This is a genomic window from Telluria beijingensis (assembly GCF_030770395.1).
In the GTDB taxonomy this organism is placed as follows: domain Bacteria; phylum Pseudomonadota; class Gammaproteobacteria; order Burkholderiales; family Burkholderiaceae_D; genus Telluria; species Telluria beijingensis.
In genome coordinates this window covers 2142438-2164842 of the sequence record NZ_CP132480.1, presented here as the reverse complement: position 1 = coordinate 2164842, position 22405 = coordinate 2142438, and the positions used below count along the sequence as shown (strand labels likewise).

17 protein-coding genes are annotated in these 22405 nt (G+C 65.9%); 4 read left to right on the top strand and 13 right to left on the bottom strand.

The features are described 5' to 3' along the window. Positions 1-9: 9 nt before the first annotated feature. From Q9246_RS09600 to Q9246_RS09575, 6 genes are all read right to left on the bottom strand, one after another. Positions 10-873, bottom strand: coding sequence for an STAS domain-containing protein (locus Q9246_RS09600; protein WP_306397287.1), 864 nt, complete (start codon positions 871-873; stop codon positions 10-12). 129 nt (positions 874-1002) lie between these two features. Further along, positions 1003-4188 (bottom strand): efflux RND transporter permease subunit, encoded by a 3186-nt coding sequence (locus Q9246_RS09595; protein ID WP_306398135.1) that lies wholly within the window; start codon positions 4186-4188, stop codon positions 1003-1005. 13 nt (positions 4189-4201) lie between these two features. Next, positions 4202-5392, bottom strand: a complete 1191-nt coding sequence (locus Q9246_RS09590; RefSeq protein ID WP_306397285.1) for an efflux RND transporter periplasmic adaptor subunit — start codon at positions 5390-5392, stop codon at positions 4202-4204. Further along, on the bottom strand, positions 5389-6630 hold the full coding sequence (locus Q9246_RS09585; RefSeq protein ID WP_306397283.1) for a TolC family protein: 1242 nt from the start codon (positions 6628-6630) through the stop codon (positions 5389-5391). The genes Q9246_RS09590 and Q9246_RS09585 overlap by 4 nt, the downstream gene beginning before the upstream one ends. An 82-nt stretch (positions 6631-6712) precedes the next feature. After that, the gene (locus Q9246_RS09580) at positions 6713-7048 is read right to left on the bottom strand and encodes a DUF2946 family protein (protein ID WP_306397281.1); all 336 of its coding nucleotides are present in this window, start codon (positions 7046-7048) and stop codon (positions 6713-6715) included. Between the two features lie 146 nt (positions 7049-7194). Continuing rightward, the gene (locus tag Q9246_RS09575; RefSeq protein WP_306398133.1) at positions 7195-8070 is read right to left on the bottom strand and encodes a LysR family transcriptional regulator; all 876 of its coding nucleotides are present in this window, start codon (positions 8068-8070) and stop codon (positions 7195-7197) included. 136 nt (positions 8071-8206) lie between these two features. Here Q9246_RS09575 and Q9246_RS09570 point away from each other — a divergent pair, with 136 nt between their 5' ends. Then, a complete protein-coding gene (locus Q9246_RS09570; RefSeq protein WP_306397279.1) occupies positions 8207-9037 on the top strand; it encodes an SDR family oxidoreductase in 831 nt (276 codons plus the stop codon). 23 nt (positions 9038-9060) lie between these two features. Here Q9246_RS09570 and Q9246_RS09565 read toward each other — a convergent pair whose 3' ends face one another. From Q9246_RS09565 to rpsO, 3 genes are all read right to left on the bottom strand, one after another. Then, a complete protein-coding gene (locus Q9246_RS09565) occupies positions 9061-10923 on the bottom strand; it encodes an ABC transporter ATP-binding protein/permease (RefSeq protein ID WP_306397278.1) in 1863 nt (620 codons plus the stop codon). A gap of 287 nt (positions 10924-11210) precedes the next feature. Then, positions 11211-13313 (bottom strand): polyribonucleotide nucleotidyltransferase, encoded by a 2103-nt coding sequence (gene pnp / locus Q9246_RS09560; RefSeq protein WP_306397277.1) that lies wholly within the window; start codon positions 13311-13313, stop codon positions 11211-11213. Positions 13314-13487: 174 nt separating this feature from the next. After that, complete coding sequence (rpsO, locus tag Q9246_RS09555; RefSeq protein ID WP_005666365.1) at positions 13488-13757, bottom strand: 30S ribosomal protein S15; 270 nt, start codon at positions 13755-13757, stop codon at positions 13488-13490. 186 nt (positions 13758-13943) lie between these two features. On the opposite strand from rpsO, the gene bamE reads away from it, so the two are divergent. After that, positions 13944-14438 carry an outer membrane protein assembly factor BamE domain-containing protein gene (gene bamE / locus Q9246_RS09550; RefSeq protein ID WP_306397275.1) on the top strand — a complete coding sequence of 165 codons (495 nt, stop codon included), beginning with the start codon at positions 13944-13946 and terminating at the stop codon, positions 14436-14438. Between the two features lie 4 nt (positions 14439-14442). Here the strand turns inward: bamE and Q9246_RS09545 are convergent, their stop codons facing one another. From Q9246_RS09545 to Q9246_RS09535, 3 genes are all read right to left on the bottom strand, one after another. After that, complete coding sequence (locus tag Q9246_RS09545) at positions 14443-15342, bottom strand: alpha/beta hydrolase (RefSeq protein WP_306397273.1); 900 nt, start codon at positions 15340-15342, stop codon at positions 14443-14445. Between the two features lie 31 nt (positions 15343-15373). Continuing rightward, on the bottom strand, positions 15374-16243 hold the full coding sequence (pssA, locus tag Q9246_RS09540; RefSeq protein WP_306397272.1) for a CDP-diacylglycerol--serine O-phosphatidyltransferase: 870 nt from the start codon (positions 16241-16243) through the stop codon (positions 15374-15376). A 130-nt stretch (positions 16244-16373) separates the two neighbouring features. Continuing rightward, positions 16374-17144, bottom strand: a complete 771-nt coding sequence (locus tag Q9246_RS09535; protein WP_306397271.1) for an SIMPL domain-containing protein — start codon at positions 17142-17144, stop codon at positions 16374-16376. A gap of 369 nt (positions 17145-17513) precedes the next feature. On the opposite strand from Q9246_RS09535, the gene Q9246_RS09530 reads away from it, so the two are divergent. Together Q9246_RS09530 and Q9246_RS09525 are read left to right on the top strand one after the other, a co-directional pair. After that, positions 17514-19229, top strand: coding sequence for an ATP-binding protein (locus Q9246_RS09530; protein WP_306397269.1), 1716 nt, complete (start codon positions 17514-17516; stop codon positions 19227-19229). Further along, positions 19226-19870, top strand: coding sequence for a response regulator transcription factor (locus Q9246_RS09525; RefSeq protein WP_306397268.1), 645 nt, complete (start codon positions 19226-19228; stop codon positions 19868-19870). Before Q9246_RS09530 ends, Q9246_RS09525 begins: the two co-directional genes overlap by 4 nt. A 48-nt stretch (positions 19871-19918) precedes the next feature. On the opposite strand, the gene Q9246_RS09520 is transcribed toward Q9246_RS09525, so the two are convergent. Next, the gene (locus Q9246_RS09520; protein ID WP_306397266.1) at positions 19919-22141 is read right to left on the bottom strand and encodes a TonB-dependent receptor; all 2223 of its coding nucleotides are present in this window, start codon (positions 22139-22141) and stop codon (positions 19919-19921) included. Positions 22142-22405: the final 264 nt, after the last annotated feature.

Sequence of the window (22405 nt, the reverse complement as noted above, 5' to 3'; positions counted from 1 at the left end):
TGGCGGGCCTCAGGCGTTCTTGATGGTGATCGCGGCGCCGGTGCGCTCGAGCGCGACCAGGAAGGCGTCGGCCAGGGTAGCCTTGGTGATCACGTCTTCCAGGTTCACGCCCAGGTGCACGATGGTCTGCGCGATCTGCGGACGGATGCCGCTGATGATGCAGTCGGCGCCCATCAGGCGCGCGGCGGCGATGGTCTTCATCAGGTGCTGGGCCACCAGGGTGTCGACGGTCGGCACGCCGGTGATGTCGATGATGGCGATCATGGCGCCGGTGTCGACGATCTTTTGCAGGATGTTTTCCATCACCACCTGGGTGCGGGCCGAGTCCAGTGTGCCGATCAGCGGCAGCGCCAGGATGCCGTTCCAAAGCTTGACCACGGGCGTGGACAGCTCGAGCAGTTCCTGCTGCTGGCGCACGATGATCTGGTCCTTGGTCTTCTGGAACACCTCGATGGTGTACAGGCCAAGCTTGTCGAGCAGGGTGTTGATGGTCCAGGAGGCGGTCGCCAGGCCTTCGGCGTCGCCGGCGAAGGCCTCGCGCAGGCGCGCGAACAGCGGCTGCTTGAGCGAGAATACGAAGGTGGCGGTCTCGCTCGGGGTCGAACCCGACTTGGCGCGGGTCGACGAGATCTCGCCCAGCAGGTCGCGCACCTCGTCCCACGAGCGGTGCTCGATATTCTCGAGTTCACCGCTACGGGTGGCGATGGCGAAGGCTTTCAGGAACTGGTTGCAGTGCGAGCGCAGTTGTTCGCGCGCGGCGGCGTTGCTGCGCACGCTCAGCGCTTCGAGCTGGGCGAGCCATTCGGCGCCGATGGTGGCCTCCTGGTCCAGGATTGTCTGGCTGATGCGATCCGCGTAATCCTTCGTGCTCATCTGTCTTATCCCTTGAAATGGTAATTGGCGCCGCGCCTGGCCCACTTTGCCAGGGCTGGCGCGGACGAAATTCTGTTAAACATCCAACTATACCATTTTCATATAGAGCAATATGTGACGCACGCTTGTCTACGGGATATTTTTACTGTCCCAGCGAAAAAACGCACGCACGCGTGGCCGCCAGTCCCGCGCGGGTCGCTCCTGGTGCGCCCATTCGTACAAAATTGGCAACAAAAGCAGGGTCAGGACGGTCGACGACAGTACGCCACCGATCACGACCGTGGCCAGCGGCCGCTGGACCTCGGCCCCGGTGCCGACCGCCAGCGCCATCGGGACGAAGCCGAGCGACGCCACCAGCGCCGTCATCAAGACGGGACGCAGGCGCGCCAGCGCGCCCTGGCGCACCGCTTCGGCCAAGGGCACGCCGTCCTGGCGCAGGCTGCGGACGAACGAGATCAGCACCAGGCCATTGAGCACCGCCACCCCGGACAGGGCGATGAACCCCACCGCCGCCGAGATCGACAGCGGTATCCCGCGCACCCACAGCGCCGCCACGCCGCCGGCCAGGGCGAACGGGATGCCGGTGAAGACCAGCAGGCCGTCGCGCACATTGTTGAACACAAGGTACAGAAGGACGAAGACCAATAGCAGCGAAGCCGGGATGATCAGGCGCAGGCGCTCGGCCGCCGTGGTCAGGTGCTCGAACTGGCCGCCCCAGGCGGTCCAGTAGCCGGGCGCGATGCGCACCTCCTGCGCGATACGGTCCTGGGCCTCGGCCACGAAGGAACCGATGTCGCGTCCGCGCACATTGGCGCTGACCACTACCCGGCGCTTGCCCTGCTCGCGACTGAGCTGGTTGGGTCCCGGCGCGACCTCGAAGCTGGCGATCTCGCCCAGGGCGATGAAGCTGCGCGTGCCCTCGGCGCCACCCGGCAGCGCCACCGGCAGCCGGCGCAGCACCTCGATATCGCCGCGCACGTTCTCCGGCAGGCGCACCACGATGTCGAAGCGGCGGTCGCCCTCGAACAGGGTGCCGGCGACGCGGCCCGCGGTGGCAGTGGCGATCATCTCCTGCACGTCGCCGATGTTCAGGCCCATGCGCGCGGCGCGCTCGCGGTCGACCCGGATCTGCAGCATCGGCAGGCCGCTGGTCTGCTCCACCTGCACTTCGCTGGCGCCCGGCACCTTGCGCAGGACGGCGGCAATCCGGTTGGCGCTCGCCTCCAGCACGCCCAGGTCGTCGCCGAACAGCTTGACGGCGACGTCGCTGCGCACGCCCGAGATCAACTCGTTCACGCGCAGCTGGATCGGCTGGCTGAATTCGTAGCTGTTGCCGGGCAGGCCCTCCAGCGTGGCGCGGATGGCGCTTTCCACCTCGGCCCGCGAACGTTTCGGCCGCGGCCAGTCCTTCTCGGGCTTGAAGATGATGTAGCTGTCGGCCACGCTGGGCGGCATCGGGTCGGATGCGATCTCGGCGGTGCCGATGCGGGCGAACACGCGCGCGATCTCGGGGAAGTCGCGCATCAGGGTGGTCTCGATCTGCTGCTGCATCTTGACCGACTGCGACAGGCTGGTGCCAGGCACGCGCATCGTCAGCACCGCCATGTCGCCCTCGTCGAGGTTGGGGGCGAATTCGGTCCCCAAGCGGGTGGCCATCAGGCCGGCGAGCAGGGTGACCAGCGCCGCGAACGCCAGCATCACGGCGCGGTTGGCCAGCGCATAGTCCAGCACCGGCGCATACCAGCGGCGCGCCGCGCCCATCACGCGGCTTTCCTTTTCTTGGACGCTGCGGCCGATGAACAGCGCCACGGCGGCCGGCACGAAGGTCACCGACAGGATCATCGCGCCCAGCAGCGCGAACACGACCGTGAACGCCATCGGATGGAACATCTTGCCCTCGATGCCGGTGAGCGCGAAGATCGGCAAATAGACGATCATGATGATGAGCTGGCCGTAGATCAGCGGCCGGCGCGCCTCGCGTGCGGCCTCGAACACTTCGGCGAACCGCTCCTCGCGCGTGAGGATGCGGCCGAGACGGTGCTGGGCCGCGGCCAGGCGCCGCACGCAGTTCTCGACGATGACGACAGCGCCGTCGACGATGATGCCGAAGTCCAGCGCCCCCAGGCTGAGCAGGTTGGCGCTGACCTTGTTGCCGACCATGCCGCTGAAGGTGAACAGCATCGACAGCGGGATCACCAGTGCAGTGAGCAGCGCGGCGCGTATATTCCCGAGGAAGAAAAACAGCACCGCCACCACCAGGATCGCGCCCTCGACCAGGTTCTTGCGCACCGTGGCGATGGCGCGCTCGACCAGCACCGTGCGATCGTAGACGGTGACCGCCTTCACGCCCTTGGGCAGGCTGCGGTTGATCTCGAGCATGCGCACATCGACCGCCTTCGACACCGCGCGGCTGTTCTCGCCGATCAGCATGACCACGGTGCCGAGCACCACCTCGACGCCGTTCTCGGTGGCGGCGCCGGTGCGCAGCTCCTGCCCGATCGTCACCTCGGCCACGTCGCGCACCCGCACCGGTATGCCGCGGATGCTGGTGACGACGATATTGCGGATGTCGTCGACCGACGCGGCCTGGCCCGGCGCGCGCACCAGGTATTGCTCGCCTTCGCGCTCGATGTAGCCGGCGCCGACGTTGCTGTTGTTGCGCTCCAGCGCAAGGACGAGATCAAGCAACTGCAGGCCATAGGACGATAGCGTGGCCGTGTTCGGGGCCACGAGATATTCCTTGTCGAAGCCGCCGATCGAATTGATCTCGGTGACGCCGGGCACGGTGCGCAGCTGCGGCTTGATGATCCAGTCCTGGATCTCGCGCAGGTCGGTCGGCGTGTAGGGCGTGCCGTCCGGCTTTTTCGCGCCCGGCTCGGTCTCCACCGTCCACTGGTAGATCTCGGACAGGCCGGTCGCGATCGGACCCAGGGCCGGGACGACGCCGGCGGGCAGCTGTTCGCGCGCGTCCTGCAGGCGCTGGCTGACCAGCTGGCGCGCGAACTGGATGTCGGTGCCCTCCTCGAACACCACCGTCACCTGCGACAGGCCGTAGCGCGACAGCGAGCGGAAATACTCCAGGTGCGGCAGGCCCGCCAGCACCGCCTCGACCGGATAGGTGATGCGCTGCTCGGTCTCCAGCGGCGAGTAGCCCGGCGCCGCGGTATTGATCTGCACCTGGACGTTGGTCACGTCGGGCACGGCGTCGATCGGCAGGCGGCCGTAGTTGTAGACGCCGATGCCGGCCATCGCCAGCACCGCCAGCATCACCAGCCAGCGGCGCGCGATGGCGGTGGCGATCAGGCGGTCGAACAGGGTGGCTGGCTGCTTAATGTCCATGGCCGCCCTCCCCCTTGCCTTGCTCGGCCTTGACCGCGAAGCTGCCGGCCGCCGCGTAGGCTTCGCCCGCGCGCAGGCCCTCCGTGACCTCGACGAAGCGGCCGTCGGAACGGCCGGTGGCCACCGGCTGGGCCACGAAGCCTTCCTTGACCCGCTTGTAGACGACCTGGCGCCCGTCCGCCGTCTGGATCGCCTCGACCGCCACCGCCACCGCCACGTCGCTCGAACCGGTGACGATGTCGACGTTCACCGCCAGGCCCGGACGCCAGGCCGCGCCCGGATTGTCGAGCACCACGCGCGCCTTGGCCGAGCGCGATTCCTCTCCCACCAGCGAGCTGACGTAGGACACCTTGCCCGGCGCCGTGGTGCTGGAGGCAATCGAACGGATCACGGCATCGGTGCCGACCCGGACGATGTCGAGGTCGCGCGCCGGCACCACCACGTCGGCCCACACGGTCGACAGGTCGGTGAGCGTGAACACGCGGGTATCGGCGCCCACCACTTCGCCGTGGGTGATGTGCTTTTCGACGATCACGCCGTCGAACGGCGCCCGGATTTTCAACAGGTTCGACGCGCCGGCATCAACCGCACCCAGTGCCTGCAACTGCTGGCGCGCGCTGTGCACGGCGATTTGCGCCTCATTCAGTTCCTGCTCGGCGCGCAGCAAGTCCTGGCGCGCCGAGATTTTTTCTTCCCACAGCATTTTTTCAGACGCGTGGACTTTGCGCGCATATGTCAACCGGCGCTCGGCCGTCGCCAGCGCGCCGCGTTGCAGCGCCACGTCGGCGCTGGCGACGGTGGCCAGCACCTGGTCCTTGCTTACCTGCTGGCCAAGGGTGGCATTGACTTCGCTGACCGCTCCGGCGGCGCGCGGCGTGACGTGGGCGGTGCGGTCTTCGTTGAGCGCGATCTGGCCAGGCATGCGAATGAACGTGTCCAGGTGGACCGGGCCGGCAATGGCGAGCGTGATGCCGGCCACGCCGACCTGGGTGTCGGTGAAGCGGATCACGCCATCGTTCGCGTGCTCTGCTTCGCCATGTTCGTCGGCGTGCTCCTGCTCTTCGTGATGACCGTGTTCATCGGCGCCGCCCGGCGCGCGGTCGCGCACCAGCACGATGGCGGCGAGAAGGACGGCGACCGCCAGCATGATGGCGATGACCTTGGTTTGCTGCTTGTTCATGGATTCTCCTGGACGGCTGCGTGTCCGAGCAGCCGTACGATGTCGGCCGACGCGCGATGGGCTTCGAGCACGGCGTTCCGGTAGTGGTTCTTCGATTGAGCCAGCACGCGCTGGGCGTCGAGCACGTCGATCAGGCCGAACTTGCCGAGTTCGAAGCCGCGGTTGGCGGCGCGCTGGGCGTCTTCGGCGCCGGGCAGGACGTCGTCCGCGACCAGCGCGCATTCGGCCAGCGCCGCCGTCAGCCGGGCGTGGGCCTGCGCCAGCTCGGCGCGCAGGCGCGCGCCTTCGGCGGCTTCTTCATCCTGTGCCTTGTCGACCCGGCGCAGCGCATCGCGCACGGCGCCATCGTTGCGGTTGAACAGCGGCAGCGCCACCGACAGGCCGAGCACCGCGCGGTTGCGGGCATCGCTCCCTTCGCGCTGGGTCCCGACGATCACGTTCACGTCGGGCATGCGCCGGCTTTGCTCGAGCCGGGCCAGCGCCTGGCGGTGGCCGACCTGGGCCCGTGCATGGCGCATCGCCGGGGCGCCGTCGAGCTGCCCCAGCAGCCGGTCCAGCGGCGGCGCGGCGGGCAGCGCCGCGGCCTGGGGCGCGACGACCTCGAGCTGGCGCGCGTCACCGGCCCACAAGGCGGCCAGGCGAAAGCGCGCGCCATCCAGGTCGCGCGCCGCCTGCAGCGCCTCGATCCGGGCGCTGCCCTGGGCCACGCGGGCGCGGGTCTGCTCGACCGGCGACAAGGTGCCGGCGTCGACCCGCTTGCCGGCGGCGGCCAGGGCGCGGCCGGCGAGCAGCACCAGTTCCTGGGCCATGCGTTCGCGCTCCTGCGCCGCAAGGACGTCGTGGAAGGCGGCCGCGGTATCGGCGCGCACCCTGGCCTGTTCCGCTTCCAGTGCGATGGCGGCGAGCTTGCCTTCCTGGCGCGCCGCGTCGACCCGCGCCGCGCGCTTGCCGCCCAGCTCGATGGGGATGTTGAGGGTGGCGGTCGTGGTGCGGTTGTCGCCCTGCTCGCCTTCGCGGAGCAGTTCGAGCTCCGGGTTGGGCAGCGTCCCGGCCTGGGCCAGCGCGCCCTCTTGCGCCGCGACCTCATTGCCAGCCGCGCGCAGCGTGGGATTGGCGCGCAGGGCCAGGTCGATGGCTGCCTCCAGGGTCAGTGGCGGCGCTGCCGCCCCGGCGCTGGCAAAACCGCAGGCGCAGGCGAGCGCAAGCGCCGCCAGCAGCGGTGTCAAACGATGTTTCATGATGATGCTCCGAACAGGTGGATGTCCGGCGGGGCATGCGATGCGCCGTGCAGTACGGCGTTACGAAGGGGCTCCCGCCGCCTTAGCTGCGCAGCAGCCTGTCTGGCGGGGGGATGAGGTCCTGGACGTGAGAAGCGTAACGCCGCAATTCGCCGCGCATGTGCGGGGCGCCCTTGGGCAAGGGCAGGTTGGGTTGCGCCGACAGGACGGCGCTGGCAGACAGGTGATGGCAGGCGTCGCAATCGTCGCAATGCTCGCCCGGTGTGGCGTCGTCCTGGATGTCGGGCGCCGTATGCTTGTGGGTGTGGTGGCCCGGATGCATGGTGGTTTCGTCATGACTGCAGTACGGCGCGCCGGCTGCCCAGGCGGCCTGGAGCGGCATCAGGAGCAGCAGGAAGATCAGGAGCAGGCGTCGCATCGCGTCAATCGTGGTCGGGGTAACTCACGGCCGGTTGGCCAGTTTTTGCTACCACTATTAAATACCCTGTAGCCGCTAGAGGGTCAAGCAGATTCGTCGTGTTTGCCACGATTCCCGCACACTGCGTAAGGGCTTGGCTGGCGTGCTCAGGCTGGCGCGTACACCTCCTGCAGCACGTCGATGAAAGCGCGCAGCGCCGCCGGTACGTGGCGGTGGCCGGGATAATACAGAGCCAGCTCGGATGACGGCTGGCACCACTCTTGCAAAAGAGGCAGCAGGCGGCCATCGTCCAGGTAGTCGCGCGCCGTCGTGTCCGGCACATAGGCGATCCCACGGCCGGCTGCAGCGGCCTCCACCATCAGGCCGACCTGGTTCAGGACCAGGGTGCCGGGAACGTCGATGGCAAAGGCCTGGCCGTGGCGCGCGAACTCCCATCGATAGATTTTCGCGCTCTGCATGCGCATGCGGATGCATTGGTGCGCGAGCAGGTCGTCCGGCACCTGTGGCGTGCCATGCGCTTGCAGATAGGCCGGCGACGCCACCGGCATGAAGCACACGGGCGCGCCGAATGGCGCCACGTGCATGTCCTGCGGCACCGCCTCCAGCAGGCGCACGCCCGCATCGAAGCCGTCGGCCACGATGTCGACCAGGCCGTTTTCGACGAACAGGTCGAGCGAGACGTCCGGATAGCGCTCCTGGAATACCGGTACTGCATGCTGCAGCAACCAGCGCGCCGTCGGTTCGGCAGTATTGATGCGCAGCGAACCGCCTGGCCGCTCGCGGAAACCGTTGACGTCTTCCAGCGTGGCGCCCAGTTCGCGCAGCACCGGTTCGAGCCGGCGCAGCAGGTGTTCGCCGGCCTCGGTCGGCGCCACGCTGCGGGTGGTGCGATGCAGGACGCGCACGCCGAGCTTTTCTTCCATCACCCGCATCATGTGGCTCAGGGTCGAAGGCGAGACGCCAAGTTCGTCGGCTGCCTTGCGGAAGCTGCGGCGGTGAGAAATGGCGACGAAGGCGCGCAGGCTGTCGAGGTCGGGCTGGCTCGTTGCTGGCTGATTTTCACTAATTCATGCGGGATTAGATGGATGATAACAGCAATGGAATCGCCTATTCTGTTTTCAAGGGAGCCGTCCGGCAACCATCGACAAGGAGAACGATATGCAACGCACCTGGTTCATCACCGGCACTTCGACCGGCTTTGGCCGCATCATGACCGAACGACTGCTGGCACGCGGCGACCGTGTCGCCGCGACCCTGCGCAGTCCGAACGCATTGGCCGAGCTGCAGGCGAAGTACCCGAAACAGCTGTGGGTCGCGCAGCTCGACGTGCTCGATGACGCGGCGATTCGCGACGTAATGGCGCGCGCCTTCTCGGACCTGGGCCGCATCGATGTCGTCGTCAGCAATGCCGCCTACGGCCTGTTCGGCGCGGCCGAGGAATTGAGCAATGCGCAAATCAAGCGCCAGCTCGATACCAACCTGCTGGGATCGATCCAGCTGATCCGCGCCGCCCTGCCCCATCTGCGCAAGCAGGACGGCGGGCGGGTGATCCAGGTGTCGTCCGAAGGCGGCCAGATCGCCTATCCGAACTTCAGCGTGTATCACGCGACCAAGTGGGGGATCGAGGGTTTCGTCGAATCGGTGGCGCAGGAAGTCGCGCCGTTCGGGATCGAATTCACCCTGGCCGAGCCGGGACCGACGCCGACCAATTTCGCGGCCGGTCTCGATGCGGCGCCGGCGATGGACGACTATGTCGATACGCCGTCGGGCGGGGTGCGGCGCGCGCTGCTTGACGGCAGTTTCAAGCTTACTGGCAATCCGGTGAAGATGGTGGACATCATGATCGACTCGGCTGGCCAGGCGCCGGCGCCGCGCCGCATCACGCTGGGGTCGACCGCCTATGAGTCGATCCGTGCGGCGCTGACCGAGCGCCTGGCCAGGCTCGAAGGGCAGAAGAGCGTCGCCCAGGCTGCCGACCTCGACGCCTGACGGCCCGCGAAACCCATTCCATGCTAGCCCGCCATCACCGTTGCCTGCGATTGCCACGCCGCTGCTGCCTTGCCATCGCTGCCTGAGCGAGACACCATGGCGTCGAACTGGTAATCGCTGGCGGCATGCATCTCCCACGCGCCGTCGCCGGTCAGCCACAGCACATGCGTATGGTGGCGCAGCACACCGGCACGGTGGGCGATGCTGATTAGCGTCGTCCCCTTGTCGCGCAGGCGCTTGTAGAGCGACGACTCATTGGCGCTATCGAGCGCACTAGTGGCTTCGTCGAGGATGACGACGTTCGGCCGATGCACCAGCACCCGCCCGAACGCCAGGCGCTGCTGTTCGCCGATCGACAGCAGCTTTTCCCAATCCAGTGTGGCGTCCAGGCCGCCAACGCGGCCGGCCAGGTAAGGCAGGTGCACCTGCTCCAGGATCTCCAGCAGTTGCTCGTCGCTCAATGCGGTGTGCTCGCTGGGATAGATGAGCTGACTGCGCAGGGTTCCCGGCTGCAGATACGGTTGCTGGGGCAGGAAGAAGCATTCCTCGCGTGGCGGGTGGTGAATCGTGCCGCTGCCCTTGTGCCACAGCCCGGCGATGGCGCGCAGGAGCGAGCTTTTGCCGCAGCCGCTGTCACCGGTGATCAGCAATGCGTCGCCAGGCTGCAGTACCAGCGTCAGGTCCTTGATCAGGACGCGCTCGGACTGCGGCGGGCACAGGGTCAGGGACTCCAGCTTGAGCTGACTGCATGGGGTCCTCTGGATGCGCGATGGGGCATCCGGCGCCGCCTCACAATCGGATTGCGGGGCAGGCAGCACATGACTGGACAGGGCCTGCAGGCGCCCGATGCCGGCCACGAAGCGGCTCAGGCTCTCGAAGTTGTCGACGATGACGCCGACCGCCGCGAGCACCGCGGTGAAGGCGCCGGCGGCCTGCACCGCGCGTCCTACCTCCAGCTGGCCCGACAACACCGCGTCGGCAAGGATCACGAACGGCAGCACCAGGGTGAGCTGGCTGAACGCGCGCTGGAACAGATTGAGCGCCCGCTGCTTCTTGATCAGGCGCGAGAAGTTGCGAATGACCTTGTTGAATTTGTTGTCGATGCGGGCTCGCTCCTGCTGCTCGCCGCCATAGAACGCGATCGACTCGGCATTCTCGCGCAGGCGGATCAGGCTGAAACGGAAATCGGCCTCGCGCCGCAGCTGCCAGAAGTTCAGGTGGATCAGCGGATTGCCGAACACGTACAGGGCGGTCACCGTACCGATCGCGGCATAGACGACCAGCACCGCCACCAGCACATGCGAAATCGACCACAGGACGGCGCTGAAGGCGACCAGTTGCATGAGCGAGCCGAGGAACACCAGCATGAAGTGGATCGAGCGTCCGGTGAAGGTGTTCACGTCCTCGCCGATGCGCTGGTCGGGATTGTCGATCTCGCGATTCGATCCCAGTTCGTAGTATTTGCGGCCGTCCAGGTAACCGTCGAGGAAGCGCCTGGTGAGCCAGCGCCGCCACTGGTTGGCGAACAGGTCGCGCATATAGTAATAGAAGGCGTAGATCGGGACGGCGAATGCGAGGACGACGAGGCAGGCGCGCACCGAAGTCCAGAAACGCTCGCGATCCCGACCGGCCAGGGCCGAGGTCATCTCTCCCGCCTGGTCGTTGAGCATGACCGCAAGCCTGGTTTCCACCAGCATCAGCACGATCAGGAGCGTGAGCAGCAGCCACGCCCTGCCCTTTTCGTCGCCCAGCCAGTAAGGCTTGGCGACACTGACGAACTGCTTCCACGCAGCCATCGACAGCGGCGCGCCGCTGCGTCTTCTTTTTGCTGCCCCTGGAATATCACCTGCAATTGCGTCATTCGACGCCTGGGTAGGGGTGCTCATGATTCTCGTGGTGCCCGTATCCTGTCACGTCCGACCGCTGGGCGCGACTGGTTCTACTATCATCCTTGTCGACAGCGGCGCTACTTCTGGTCCGGGCGCCGATGCCTGCGGTCCCGTGGACTGTATTGACCGAATCCACGAGCCCAGCATAGAACCGGGGATCGAACTGTTCCGTGCGAAAACGGACACAAGTGATACGCCAGTTTGGACGGACGAAAAAAAACCGCCAGGCACATGGCCTGGCGGTTTCGTCACTTCAGCGAGCAAGCGCTGAAGCAAGTGGGGTATTACTGCGCCGCGCCTTCAGCAGGATCGGCGGCCTTCATCGACAGCTTCAGACGACCACGCTCGTCGGTCTCGAGCACCTTCACGCGCACCTGCTGGCCTTCTTTCAGGTAATCGGCAACAGCATTGACACGCTCGTTGGCGATCTGCGAGATGTGCAGCAGGCCATCCTTGCCCGGCATGACTTGCACGATCGCGCCGAAGTCCAGCAGCTTGAGCACGGTGCCGTCGTAGGTCTTGCCCACTTCGACCGATGCGGTCAGCTCTTCGATGCGGCGCTTGGCTTCCTGGCCGGCGGCGGCGTCGACCGATGCGATGGTCACGATGCCTTCGTCGGTGATGTCGATCTGGGTGCCGGTTTCTTCGGTCAGCGCGCGGATGACGGCGCCGCCCTTGCCGATCACGTCACGGATCTTCTCTGGATTGATGCGGATGGTGATCAGGCGCGGTGCGAAGTCCGACAGCTCGGTCTTCACGGTCGGCATGGCCTTCTGCATCTCGGCCAGGATGTGCTGGCGGCCATCCTTGGCCTGGGCCAGCGCCACCTGCATGATTTCCTTGGTGATGCCCTGGATCTTGATGTCCATCTGCAGCGCGGTAATGCCCTGCGCGGTGCCGGCGACCTTGAAGTCCATGTCGCCCAGGTGATCTTCGTCGCCCAGGATGTCGGTCAGGACGGCGAACTTGCCGCCTTCCTTGATCAGGCCCATGGCGATGCCGGCCACGTGCGCTTTCATCGGCACGCCGGCGTCCATCAGCGCCAGGCAGCCGCCGCAGACCGACGCCATCGACGACGAGCCGTTCGACTCGGTGATTTCCGAGACCAGGCGCACCGAGTAGCTGAAGTCTTCAGGGTTGGGCAGTGCGGCGACCAGCGCGCGCTTGGCCAGGCGGCCGTGGCCGACTTCGCGGCGCTTCGGGGTGCCCACGCGACCGGTTTCGCCGGTGGCGAACGGAGGCATGTTGTAGTGCATCATGAAGTCATCGGTGTACTCGCCCATCAGCGCGTCGATCTTCTGGCTGTCGCGCGCGGTGCCGAGGGTGGCAACCACCAGCGCCTGGGTCTCGCCGCGGGTGAACAGGGCCGAGCCGTGGGTGCGTGGCAGGACGCTCGAACGGATCGAGATCGGACGCACGGTGCGGGTGTCGCGGCCGTCGATACGCGGCTCGCCGTCCAGGATCTGCGAACGCACGACCTTGGCTTCCATGTCGAACAGGATGTTGCCGACGTCGCCAGCATCGGCGGCGACGCCTTGTGCCGACAGCTCGGCCATCACTTCCGACGACAGCGATTTCAGCTTCTGCTGGCGCGCCGATTTCTCGCGGGTCTGGTAGGCGTCGCGGACCTTGGCGCCGGCCAGTTCACCGACGCGGGCGATCAGTTCTTCGTTCTTTGGCGCCGGCGCCCATTCGACTTCCGGCTTGCCGCCTTCGGCGACCAGGTCGTGGATCGCGTCGATCACGGCCTTCATCTGCTCGTGGCCGAACACGACCGCGCCGAGCATGACTTCTTCGGACAGTTGCTTGGCTTCCGATTCCACCATCAGGACGGCGGTTTCGGTGCCGGCCACGACCAGGTCCATCTGCGAGGTTTTCAGCTCGGTGGTGGTCGGGTTCAGGATGTACTGGCCGTTGGCGTAGCCGACGCGCGCGGCGCCGATCGGACCGGCGAACGGGATGCCGGCGATGCACAGGGCGGCCGAGGCGCCGATCATCGACGGGATGTCCGGATCGATTTCAGGGTTGACCGACAGCACGTGGATGATGACCTGGACTTCGTTCAGGTAGCCTTCCGGGAACAGCGGACGGATCGGACGGTCGATCAGGCGCGAGGTCAGCGTTTCTTTTTCGGAAGGACGGCCTTCACGCTTGAAGAAACCGCCAGGGATCTTACCCGCAGCGTACGTTTTCTCCATGTAGTCGACGGTCAGCGGGAAGAAATCCTGGCCCGGCTTGGCGTCTTTTTTGGCAACGACGGTTGCCAGGATGACGGTATCTTCGACCGACACGACGACGGCGCCGCTAGCCTGGCGCGCGATTTCACCCGTCTCCAGGGTGACCGTGTGTTGACCGTACTGGAAGGTTTTCGTAACTTTGTTAAACATTGGGTAATCCCTTTCATTTTGCCGACAGATTTTCAGGAGCTGTCGTTCACCTCTCACCACGGGTTGCCTAGGCAACCTTTGCTACATCCAACAGAACCGCAAAAACGAAAAATGCCCGCGCTAGATAACTGGCGCAGGCATTTTTTGACTAAACCGTCTGGTGCAAGCTTGCGATTACTTACGCAGGCCCAGCTTGGCGATCAGGTCGCGATAACGATTCAGGTCCTTGTTCTTCAGGTAAGCCAGCAGGCTCTTGCGGCGGTTGACCATCATGATCAGGCCACGACGCGAGTGGTGATCTTTCTGGTGTGCCTTGAAGTGGCCGTTCAGTTCGTTGATGCGTGCGGTCAGCAGTGCGACCTGGACTTCCGGCGAACCGGTATCGTTCTGGCCACGTGCGTTGTCCGCGATGATTGCGGCTTTGTTGATGTTTTCAACCGACATGATGTTACCTTTCACATGCGGTGCAAGAGTCGGAACCCCAGGCACCGTGAGTTATCAAATACCTGTCCGGATTGGACAGACCCGCCAGTATAGTGCAAAACGCCGGTGCGAACCAGTGTTTGGCATCTGCCTTCCGCGATTGGACAGGATCGCCGCTTGCTGGCAAGCTCGACACAGGTGAAAAAAATGAACAAGATAAGCAAATTGACAACGCTGGGCGCCGCCCTGCTGCTTGCCGGCTGCGCCATGGGCCCGGCGCCGGTGCCTGGCGACTCGCAGGACGTGGTCCAGTCCAAGCGGGGCACGCCGACGGCGGTCTATACCGACGGCGCGGCGCGCACCCTCGAGTACGCCACCGGCCCCATGGGCCAGTACACCTGGATGGCGCACCTCGGTCCGGATGGTCGCCTGACGTCCTACGAGCAGGTGCTTACAAGCGAGAAATTTGCCACCATTAAAGTCGACCAGGCCACCAAGGACCAGGTGCTGCGCACCGTCGGTCGCCCCGCCGAGCGTTCGCACGTCGCCATGCAGGACTATGAAGTGTGGTCATATCGCTACAAAGAAGCCGGTGTGTGGAATTCGCTGATGCATGTCCACTTCGACGGCCAGGGCGTGGTGCGCCAAATGATGAACGGGCCGGATCCGATGTACGAGCCGAGGGACCGCGGCCGCTGGTAATGTCTTACCGTCCCTGGTCCGGCCGCGCCGCCGTCCGTCCACCATCGCTGCGCACGAAGTCCTCGACCGCATCCAGGGTCGGCGCCAGGCGGCGCAGCGACGACGACAGCGTGGCGACCAGGGTCGCGTGGTTGACGTTGTCATACACCGCCTCGCGCACCGGCACGCCCGTGGCGCGCAGCCTGTCGGCCATTGCGCCGCTATTGCGCACCGGCTCCACCGTCCTGTCGTTGCGCGCGGCGATCAGCAGCGCCGGCGGGGCAATCGCGCTGACGTGGTTGATCGGCTGCGAATCAGGACGGGTGTCGGGATAAGGAAACACCTTGCGCGTCGTTTCGTTCTCGATCGGCAGGAAATTATAGGGGCCAGCCAGGCCGATCCAACCGCGCAGGATGGATGGCGCCGTGCCCTGCTTGCGCAACCAGCGCGGATCGAGCGCCACCATCGCCGCATTGTAGGCGCCGGCACTGTGGCCCATGACAAAGATGCGCCCGGGGTCGCCGCCATGCTCCGCGATCCGGCGCGCGGTCCAGGCCACGGCGCGCGCGCTGTCGTCGAGGAAGCCCGGATAGCCGGCTTGCGGATACAGGCGCACGTCCGGGATCACCACCACGAAACCGCGCGCGGCCAGCGAACGGCCGACGAACTCATAATCGTCGCGCTCACCGCTGACCCAGTTGCCGCCGTAGAAAAACACGATCACTGGCGACTTGTGCGCGCCTTGCGCGGGGCGGTAGATCGAGAGGTTGTGGCGCGGGTTGGGACCGAACGCCGTGGTTTCCACCGAGCGGTCGGTGCCGCCGGGAGAGATCGCATTGACCAGGGATAGCGGCGAGCAGGCGCTCAGGGCGCCTGCCACGGCCAGCGCGGTGGCGGCCAGCGCAACCGTTGCCAGCCACTTCATCGGATGCAAGCGCCGCCTGCCGGCATGCACATCAACGCCGCACCCCATCGTCCGGCTCGTCGTCGAGCGGGATGATGCTGACCGGTTTGCCCTTGGCCTTGCGCCAGACGTACACGGCATAGCCCGACAGGCCATACACGACGAAGATCGGCCACAGCACCTTGGGCGGATCGATCGCCAGCAGCGCCAGCACCAGCGCGATCAGGAAGACCGCGATGAACGGCACCGACTTTTTAAAGTTGATGTCCTTGAAACTGTAGAACGGCACATTCGACACCATGGTCAGGCCGGCGAACACGGCGATACACCACGACACCCAGTCCACCTTGCGCGCGCTGACGCTGATGTCAGGGTCGATCATCATCATGATGAAGCCGATCACCAGGGCCGCGGCGGCCGGACTCGGCAAGCCCTGGAAGAAGCGCTTGTCCACCACCTGGATATTGGTGTTGAAGCGCGCCAGGCGCAGCGCGGCGCAGGCGCAATAGATGAAGGCCGCGATCCAGCCCAGCTTGCCCAGGCCGCGCAGCGACCATTCATAGATCACCAGCGCCGGCGCAGCCCCGAACGACACCATGTCGGCCAGGCTGTCGAACTGGGCGCCGAACTCGGACTGGGTATTGGTCAGGCGCGCGATGCGTCCGTCCAGGCCGTCGAGGATCATGGCGATGAAAACGGCCCAGCACGCATGCTCGAAACGCTGGTTCATCGCCATCACGATGGCATAGAAACCGCAGAACAGGGCCGCGGTGGTGAAGGCGTTCGGCAACAGGTAAATGCCGCGGCCGCGCTCGCCGACCTGGCGGTCTTCGGCGCGGCGCCCGAAACGCTTCTTCAGGCGGGAAAATCGTGGTCCCTTTGGCGTTGTCCCTGGTGTTCTTCTTCGTGGAAAGGTTGGCATAAGGAATCTTATTCAAGTAAGTCGCCGGGCGACAGTTCCCCCACATTATAGAGGTGGGGACACGTGTTAGCGAAACACTACGCTAACCCGACTGGCGATCGCATGGCGCTTACTTGAACATTGCCAACAATTACTTGAACTTGACCTTGCCCACCACGCGCATCTGCAGCGTGGTTTCGCCCGGTTCGAAGCTCGGTTCCGACATCTCGTCGGCCATCTCGCGCTTGGCGCTGCGCATCATCATGGCCTGCGGCGCTGCGGCATCTCCGGCATAGTTGCCCGAACCTTCGAAGTCGACCGTATCGAGCACGGCGTCGGTCGGCTGGCGGCCCATGGCCTTGGCGATCGAGACGATGCGCTCGTTCAGGTTCTGGTAGGTGGCGGCGATGCGTTGGTCGTCCAGGCGCTTCAACAGTTCCGGGCTCAGGCCAAAGTTCACGCCATTGATCTGCAAGACCTTCTGGGCCGCGGCGGCGGTCTTCGGCAGCGCGGCCAGGTTGGTGGTCTTCACCTCGAGGTACTGGCCGACGCGCCAGGCGATCGGCACCGGCTTGACCGGCTGCTGGGTGGTGCGGCCGACCGGTTGCGGCGGCACTTCCGGGTAGACCGGGTAGGTGTAATAGCCCTGGGTCTTGAGTTCGGCATTCGGATCGGCGCGGCGCACGATCTCGGTGCCCTCCTTCATCTTGCGGTTGACGCGGTCGGCGGCGGCATTCTTGTCCTTGTCGTGCTCTTCGACCGCGAAGGTAATGATGGCCTGGTCGTTGGCGTGCTTCACCTCGCCGAAGGCCGGGACCACGACCATGGTGCCGCTGGTGGCCGGCGACGGCAGGGATTGCGCATGGGCGGCGCTGAAGGCCAGGACCAGGGCGGCGACGACGAGGGATTTTGAAAGGGCCATTTATTGTTCTCCTGTGAATGATGACGGATGTCAGGCTATTTATACGATACCGTGCGCAATGATTCCTTCGTGATTTTGTAATGAACAGTTGCAATTAACCGGCACGGCCCGCGGAGCCGGCAATGCCGACTGCCAGCATGCTATGATTGATCAAGGGCATCATCGGCTCATTCCTGAAACCGTGATACTGGAGCGGGCCGGCTTGTTCACATGAGATTCTGCTGCATCTTCTTACTCGCCATGATCCTCCATGGCCTGCAATTGCCTGGTATTGCCCACGCATCCGGCCATGCTGCAACGCCGGTCGCTGTCCCCTCCCCGGCGCCCTCGGTGCTGGTACTGGTCCCCGAAAGTCCTCACCTCCAGCCCTTGAGCGGATTCGTCGAAGCCGTGACGGATCAGCTAACCGCGGAGAATGCCCGCGCCGTCGTCCTGACGGAATTCCTGCCGTCGCAGGTGGACCGGCGCCTGGCGATCGACTGGATGAACAAGCGCTTCTCCGGCGTGCGATTCGACGCCGTGGTGGTGTACGGCGCCCCGCAACTCGCATTCGCACTGGAAGCCCGCGCTGCCTTGTGGGGCGATATTCCGATCGTCTTCGGTGGCGTATCTGCCGCCAACATGCCATCCCTGGATGGCCAGCGCGCCGTCTACGGACAGATCATGCAGGACGGGATCGAACCGACCCTCCGCCTGGCCTCGCAGCTGTTTCCCGGCCCCCGCCACATGGCCGTCCTCGGTCCGGAACCAGGCGATCCCATGCGTCCCGATTTCTGGGAGCTGGTCGACCGCCACCATGCACAGTTGGTGATCGAGCGCCTCGTCGGGCTGGACGACAGCAAGCTTCGCCAACGGATCGCATCGCTCCCCCCGGGCTCGCTGCTGGCCCTGACGGGGCCGGTACGCGATGCCGGCACCCAGCAAATCATCAGTACGCGCACCATGCGCGAACTGCTGGCGCTGAGCCCGGTCCCCGTCTTCAGCGGCACGCCGGAGCTGTTCGGCCGCGGCATCGTGGGCGGCGCCGAATATTCCGCAACGCTGCTGGGGACCGGGGTTGGCCGCCTGCTGGTGCGCATCCTGCTGCAGCGCGACCCGCCATCGGAGCCGGTCACGCCTGCCAGCCCGCCCATCGTGCGCGTGGACTGGCGGGTAGCCGAGCGGCTGGATATCGACTCCCGACGCATCCCCGCCACCGCGGTGGTCGAATTCCGCCCGCCGGACCTGTGGGACGCCTACCGCGTACAGGTCCTCGTCGGCGTCGGCGTGCTGCTGCTGCAATCGTCGCTGCTGGCCGCATTGCTGTTCGAACGACGGCAACGGCGGCGCGCCCAGCGCGACGCCACGCAGCGGCTGGCGGAACTGGCGCACCAGCAGCGGCTCAATGCCGTGGGCGCCCTGTCGCTGACACTGGCGCATGAACTCAACCAGCCGCTGGGCGCCATCCTCGCCAATGCCGAGACGGTGGAAGTGCTGCTGGAACGCGATCCGGTTCCCAGGGCCGAGGTGCGCGATGCCCTCGATCGCATCCACGCCGCGAACGGGTTCGCGACGCGAATCCTCGCGAACCTGAGGCGCATGGTCAGGAAGATGCCGCAGCCGGTCGACCTGGTGGCGGTGGACGACCTGCTGGCCGACACCGCGCTGATGCTGCGCCCCGAGGCGCAGCGACGCCAGGTACAGTTCGTGCTGCGGCCTGGCGCGCCGGGCATCCGCGTGCGCGCGGATCGGGCGCAACTCGAACAGGTCATTCTGAACCTGGCGCTCAATGCCATGGATGCGATGCAGGACACGCCCCAGTCCATGCGCATGGTGGAGGTATCCTCGAGCTTCGATGCGGCCGCGCGCAAGGCGACGGTGACGGTGCTCGACCGTGGCCACGGGCTGGATGCGAGCCAGGCCGCCCAGGTATTCGATTCATTCCATACGACCAAGCCCGACGGCCTCGGGCTTGGCCTGAGCATCGCGAAAGGGCTGGTCCAGGGGCACGGCGGCTCCCTGCAGGCGGCCGCGCGCGAAGGCGGTGGCGCGCGTTTCTCGTTCCAGCTGCCCGCCATCCTCGAACAACCGGAGCACACTCCATGAATCACGCAGCATGCACGCCCGTCGTCCACGTGGTCGACGACGATGATAACTTCAGGATGTCGATCCAGGGACTGCTGGCGGCATGCGGCCATGCCGTGCGCGGCTACGACAGCGCCGAAGCCTACCTGTCCGACGCGCCAGCCGGCCATGGCTGCGTGCTGCTGGACGTGAACATGCCGGGCCTCTCCGGCCTCGAACTGCAGGCGCGCCTGCGCGCGCACGGCAATGGGCGGCCGATCATCTTCCTGACCGGGCATGGCGATATCCCGATGACGGTGCAGGCCTTGCGTGCCGGCGCCGAAACCGTCCTGACCAAGCCGGTCTCGAGAAACTCGCTGCTGGAGGCGATCGCGCTGGCCCTGCGCCACGACCTGGTGTGGCAAGAGCAAGCCGACAAGGAAAGGGAGCTGCTGGCGGCGTTCGACCGGCTGACGCCGCGCGAGCTGGAGATCTTCGAGAGGGTGATGGCCGGTTTGCTCAACAAGCAGATCGCCTACGAAACGCAAACCGCGGAGCGCACGGTCAAGGCGCACCGCAGCCAGATCATGCACAAGCTGGGAACGCGTTCCCTGCCCGAGCTGACCCGGCTCTACGATCGGTACCGCGAACTGCAGGCCCGCGCGGGCAATCCCGCACCGTAGCCGCCGCGCATGCCATGCCTGCCCTTACGGCGGGCACGGCATTCACCATCAGAACGTGGTCGAGGCCCGCAGTCCGAAGGTGCGTGGATCGCCGACGAAGAACGAACCCGGCACGCGGCTTTCGATCGTGATCTCGTTTTCGAGGTTCTTGGCGAACAGCTGGATGGTGTAGCGGTCGCCCGGCGCGCGGTAGCCGAGCGTCAGCTCGGACTTGGTGTGCGACGGCTGGCGATAGCGGATGCCGGCCGACGGGTCGCTGATCAGGTAGGCGGCCGAGTAACGCGTGCCCACCGTCGCCGACAGCTCGGCGCCGCTATCGAGCGGGAAGTAATGGGTGTAGCCCAGTCCCAGCGTCGTTTCCGGCGCACGGTCCAGCGACTCGCCGGACCAGTCGCGCGTCGCGTTCGGGCGATAGGCATCGAAGCGCGCCCGGGTCAGGGCGGCGTTCGCGCGCAGCGTGCCATTCTCGCCGATCATGGCAGTCGCTTCCAGCTCCAGGCCCTTGACCGTCGAATTCGCGGCGTTGGTGGTCACCGAACCGCACGAGGTCGGATCGGGACTGGTGCACACGGTCGCGGTCAGCTGCATGTCAGTGTAGTCGTAGTAGAAGTAGCTGGCGGCCAGCTGCAGGCGGTTGTCCAGCAGGCGTCCCTTGACGCCGGCCTCGTAGGCCTTGAGTCCTTCCGGCCGGTAGGTGCCCGCGTTCTTCTTGTCGTTGAAGCCGCCCGCCTTGTAGCCGGTCGACACACTGGCAAAGGCCAGCAAACCCGGCATCAAGTCGTGGTCCAGGCCGAGCTTCCAGCTGGTGTCGGTGTACTTGACCGCGATGTCATAGGCGCCGGTGCTGGCCGACTGCCCGGGTGCGGCGACGACGCCCGCGAGCGGATCCGAGCCGGACTTCTCGTCGATGGTACGGCGCAGGCCCACGGTCAGCCTGGTATCGTCGCGCAGGCTGTAGGTGGCCTGGCCGAACGCGGCCTTCGATTTGTTGTTCACATGCGGCAGATAGGGCACCGTGATGGTGCGCGGGCCGCCCGGCGTCACCGCATACGTGTAGTGCGTCATCGACTGGTCGATATCCTCGTCGAAGGCATACAGGCCGGCGACCCAGCGCAGCGGGCCGTTGCCGGTGGAGTTCAGGCGCAGCTCGTGCGAGAGGGCCGACGAATCGCCGCTGACGTCGGAGTTGAACGGGAAGCCGAAGTAGGTGCCGTTGTGCAGGCCGCCGATGTCCGTCTTCAGGCGCGCCAGCTGGTAGGTGAGGCCGACCGATCCCACGCGGGTACCGAATTCACCACGCAGCGAGTGGGCGCGGTTGTCGCTGTAGGCGTCGGGCGATGCGAAGCGCAGCGATGGCGTGAGCTGGGTGGTGGCGCCGCGGTCGACGTAGACCGGATTCGCGATATTGTTACCGATGCCCATGGGCGATAGCGGCAGGTTGTCGACCTGGGTGCCGTCAAAAAAGTTCATCATCGGGATCGGCGTCGCGCCGCCGCCCTTCATCCGGCTCGTCTCGGCGGTCAGCAACAGCGTCGTGTCCTTGCTGAACGTGGCCAGCGCATGCAGGCGCGCGGCGCGGTCGTCCTGGTCCGCGAGCGGGATGTCGGTGTTGGGGCCGGGGTTGTAGTACGTGTCGTGGCGGTTGACGCTGATCGCCGCGCGCAGGGCGAGTACGTCGTTGACCGGAAGGTTCACTGCGCCGTCGACGCGGCGCGTGCCGTAGTTGCCCAGTTCGACGCTGGCCGAGCCGCCCAGCCGGTACTCGGGCCGCGCCGTGATGACGTTGATCGCACCCGCGGTGGCATTGCGCCCGTACAGCGTGCCCTGCGGGCCGCGCAGCACTTCGATGCGGTCGACGTCGAAGAAGGCGCCCATCTGCGCTTCTGGCCGCGGCACGTTGGCGCCGTCGAGGTTGAACGAGGTCGACGGATCGCCCTTGGGCGTCATGTCCAGGCTCGAGACGCCGCGGATCGCGATCTGCAGCTTGCCGCTCTCCTGGCCGATGTGGACGTTCGGGATCGCCGCGGCGAGGGAGCGCGCCTCGTGGATGCCGGCCGACTTCAGTTCCTCGGCGCCGATCACCGAGAGTGCGATCGGCGTCTTGCTGGCCGACTGCGCGACCTTCTGGGCGGTGACGACGACTTCCTGCAGGCCGTGCTTGGCGTCGCTGCCGGCTTGATCGGGTACGTCCGCAAATGCAGGCACGACGGCGGTGAGCAGGCCGGCGGATGCGAGCAGGCGCGCCATTCGGTTGAGGTTCGGGTTATGCATGGTGCTGTCTCCAGGTTTGTGCGACCGTGTGTCGCATCGTGTTGTCGTTGTCAAAAAATGAGGCGGCTCGAAAAACGAGGCGACCCGATGATAGGTTTTTTCCCGCACCCGGGAACAGGCCGCTTACCAGCCTTTCGGTGAATGACTGCTATGCAGGATTTCGATAGGTCGAACAGGCGTAGCGAAGGCCTGCGCAGTGCACACGCGAGCGCGTTCCTGCATGCCGGCGTACGCCGGAATGCATGCGGATGGTTCGCGATCGCT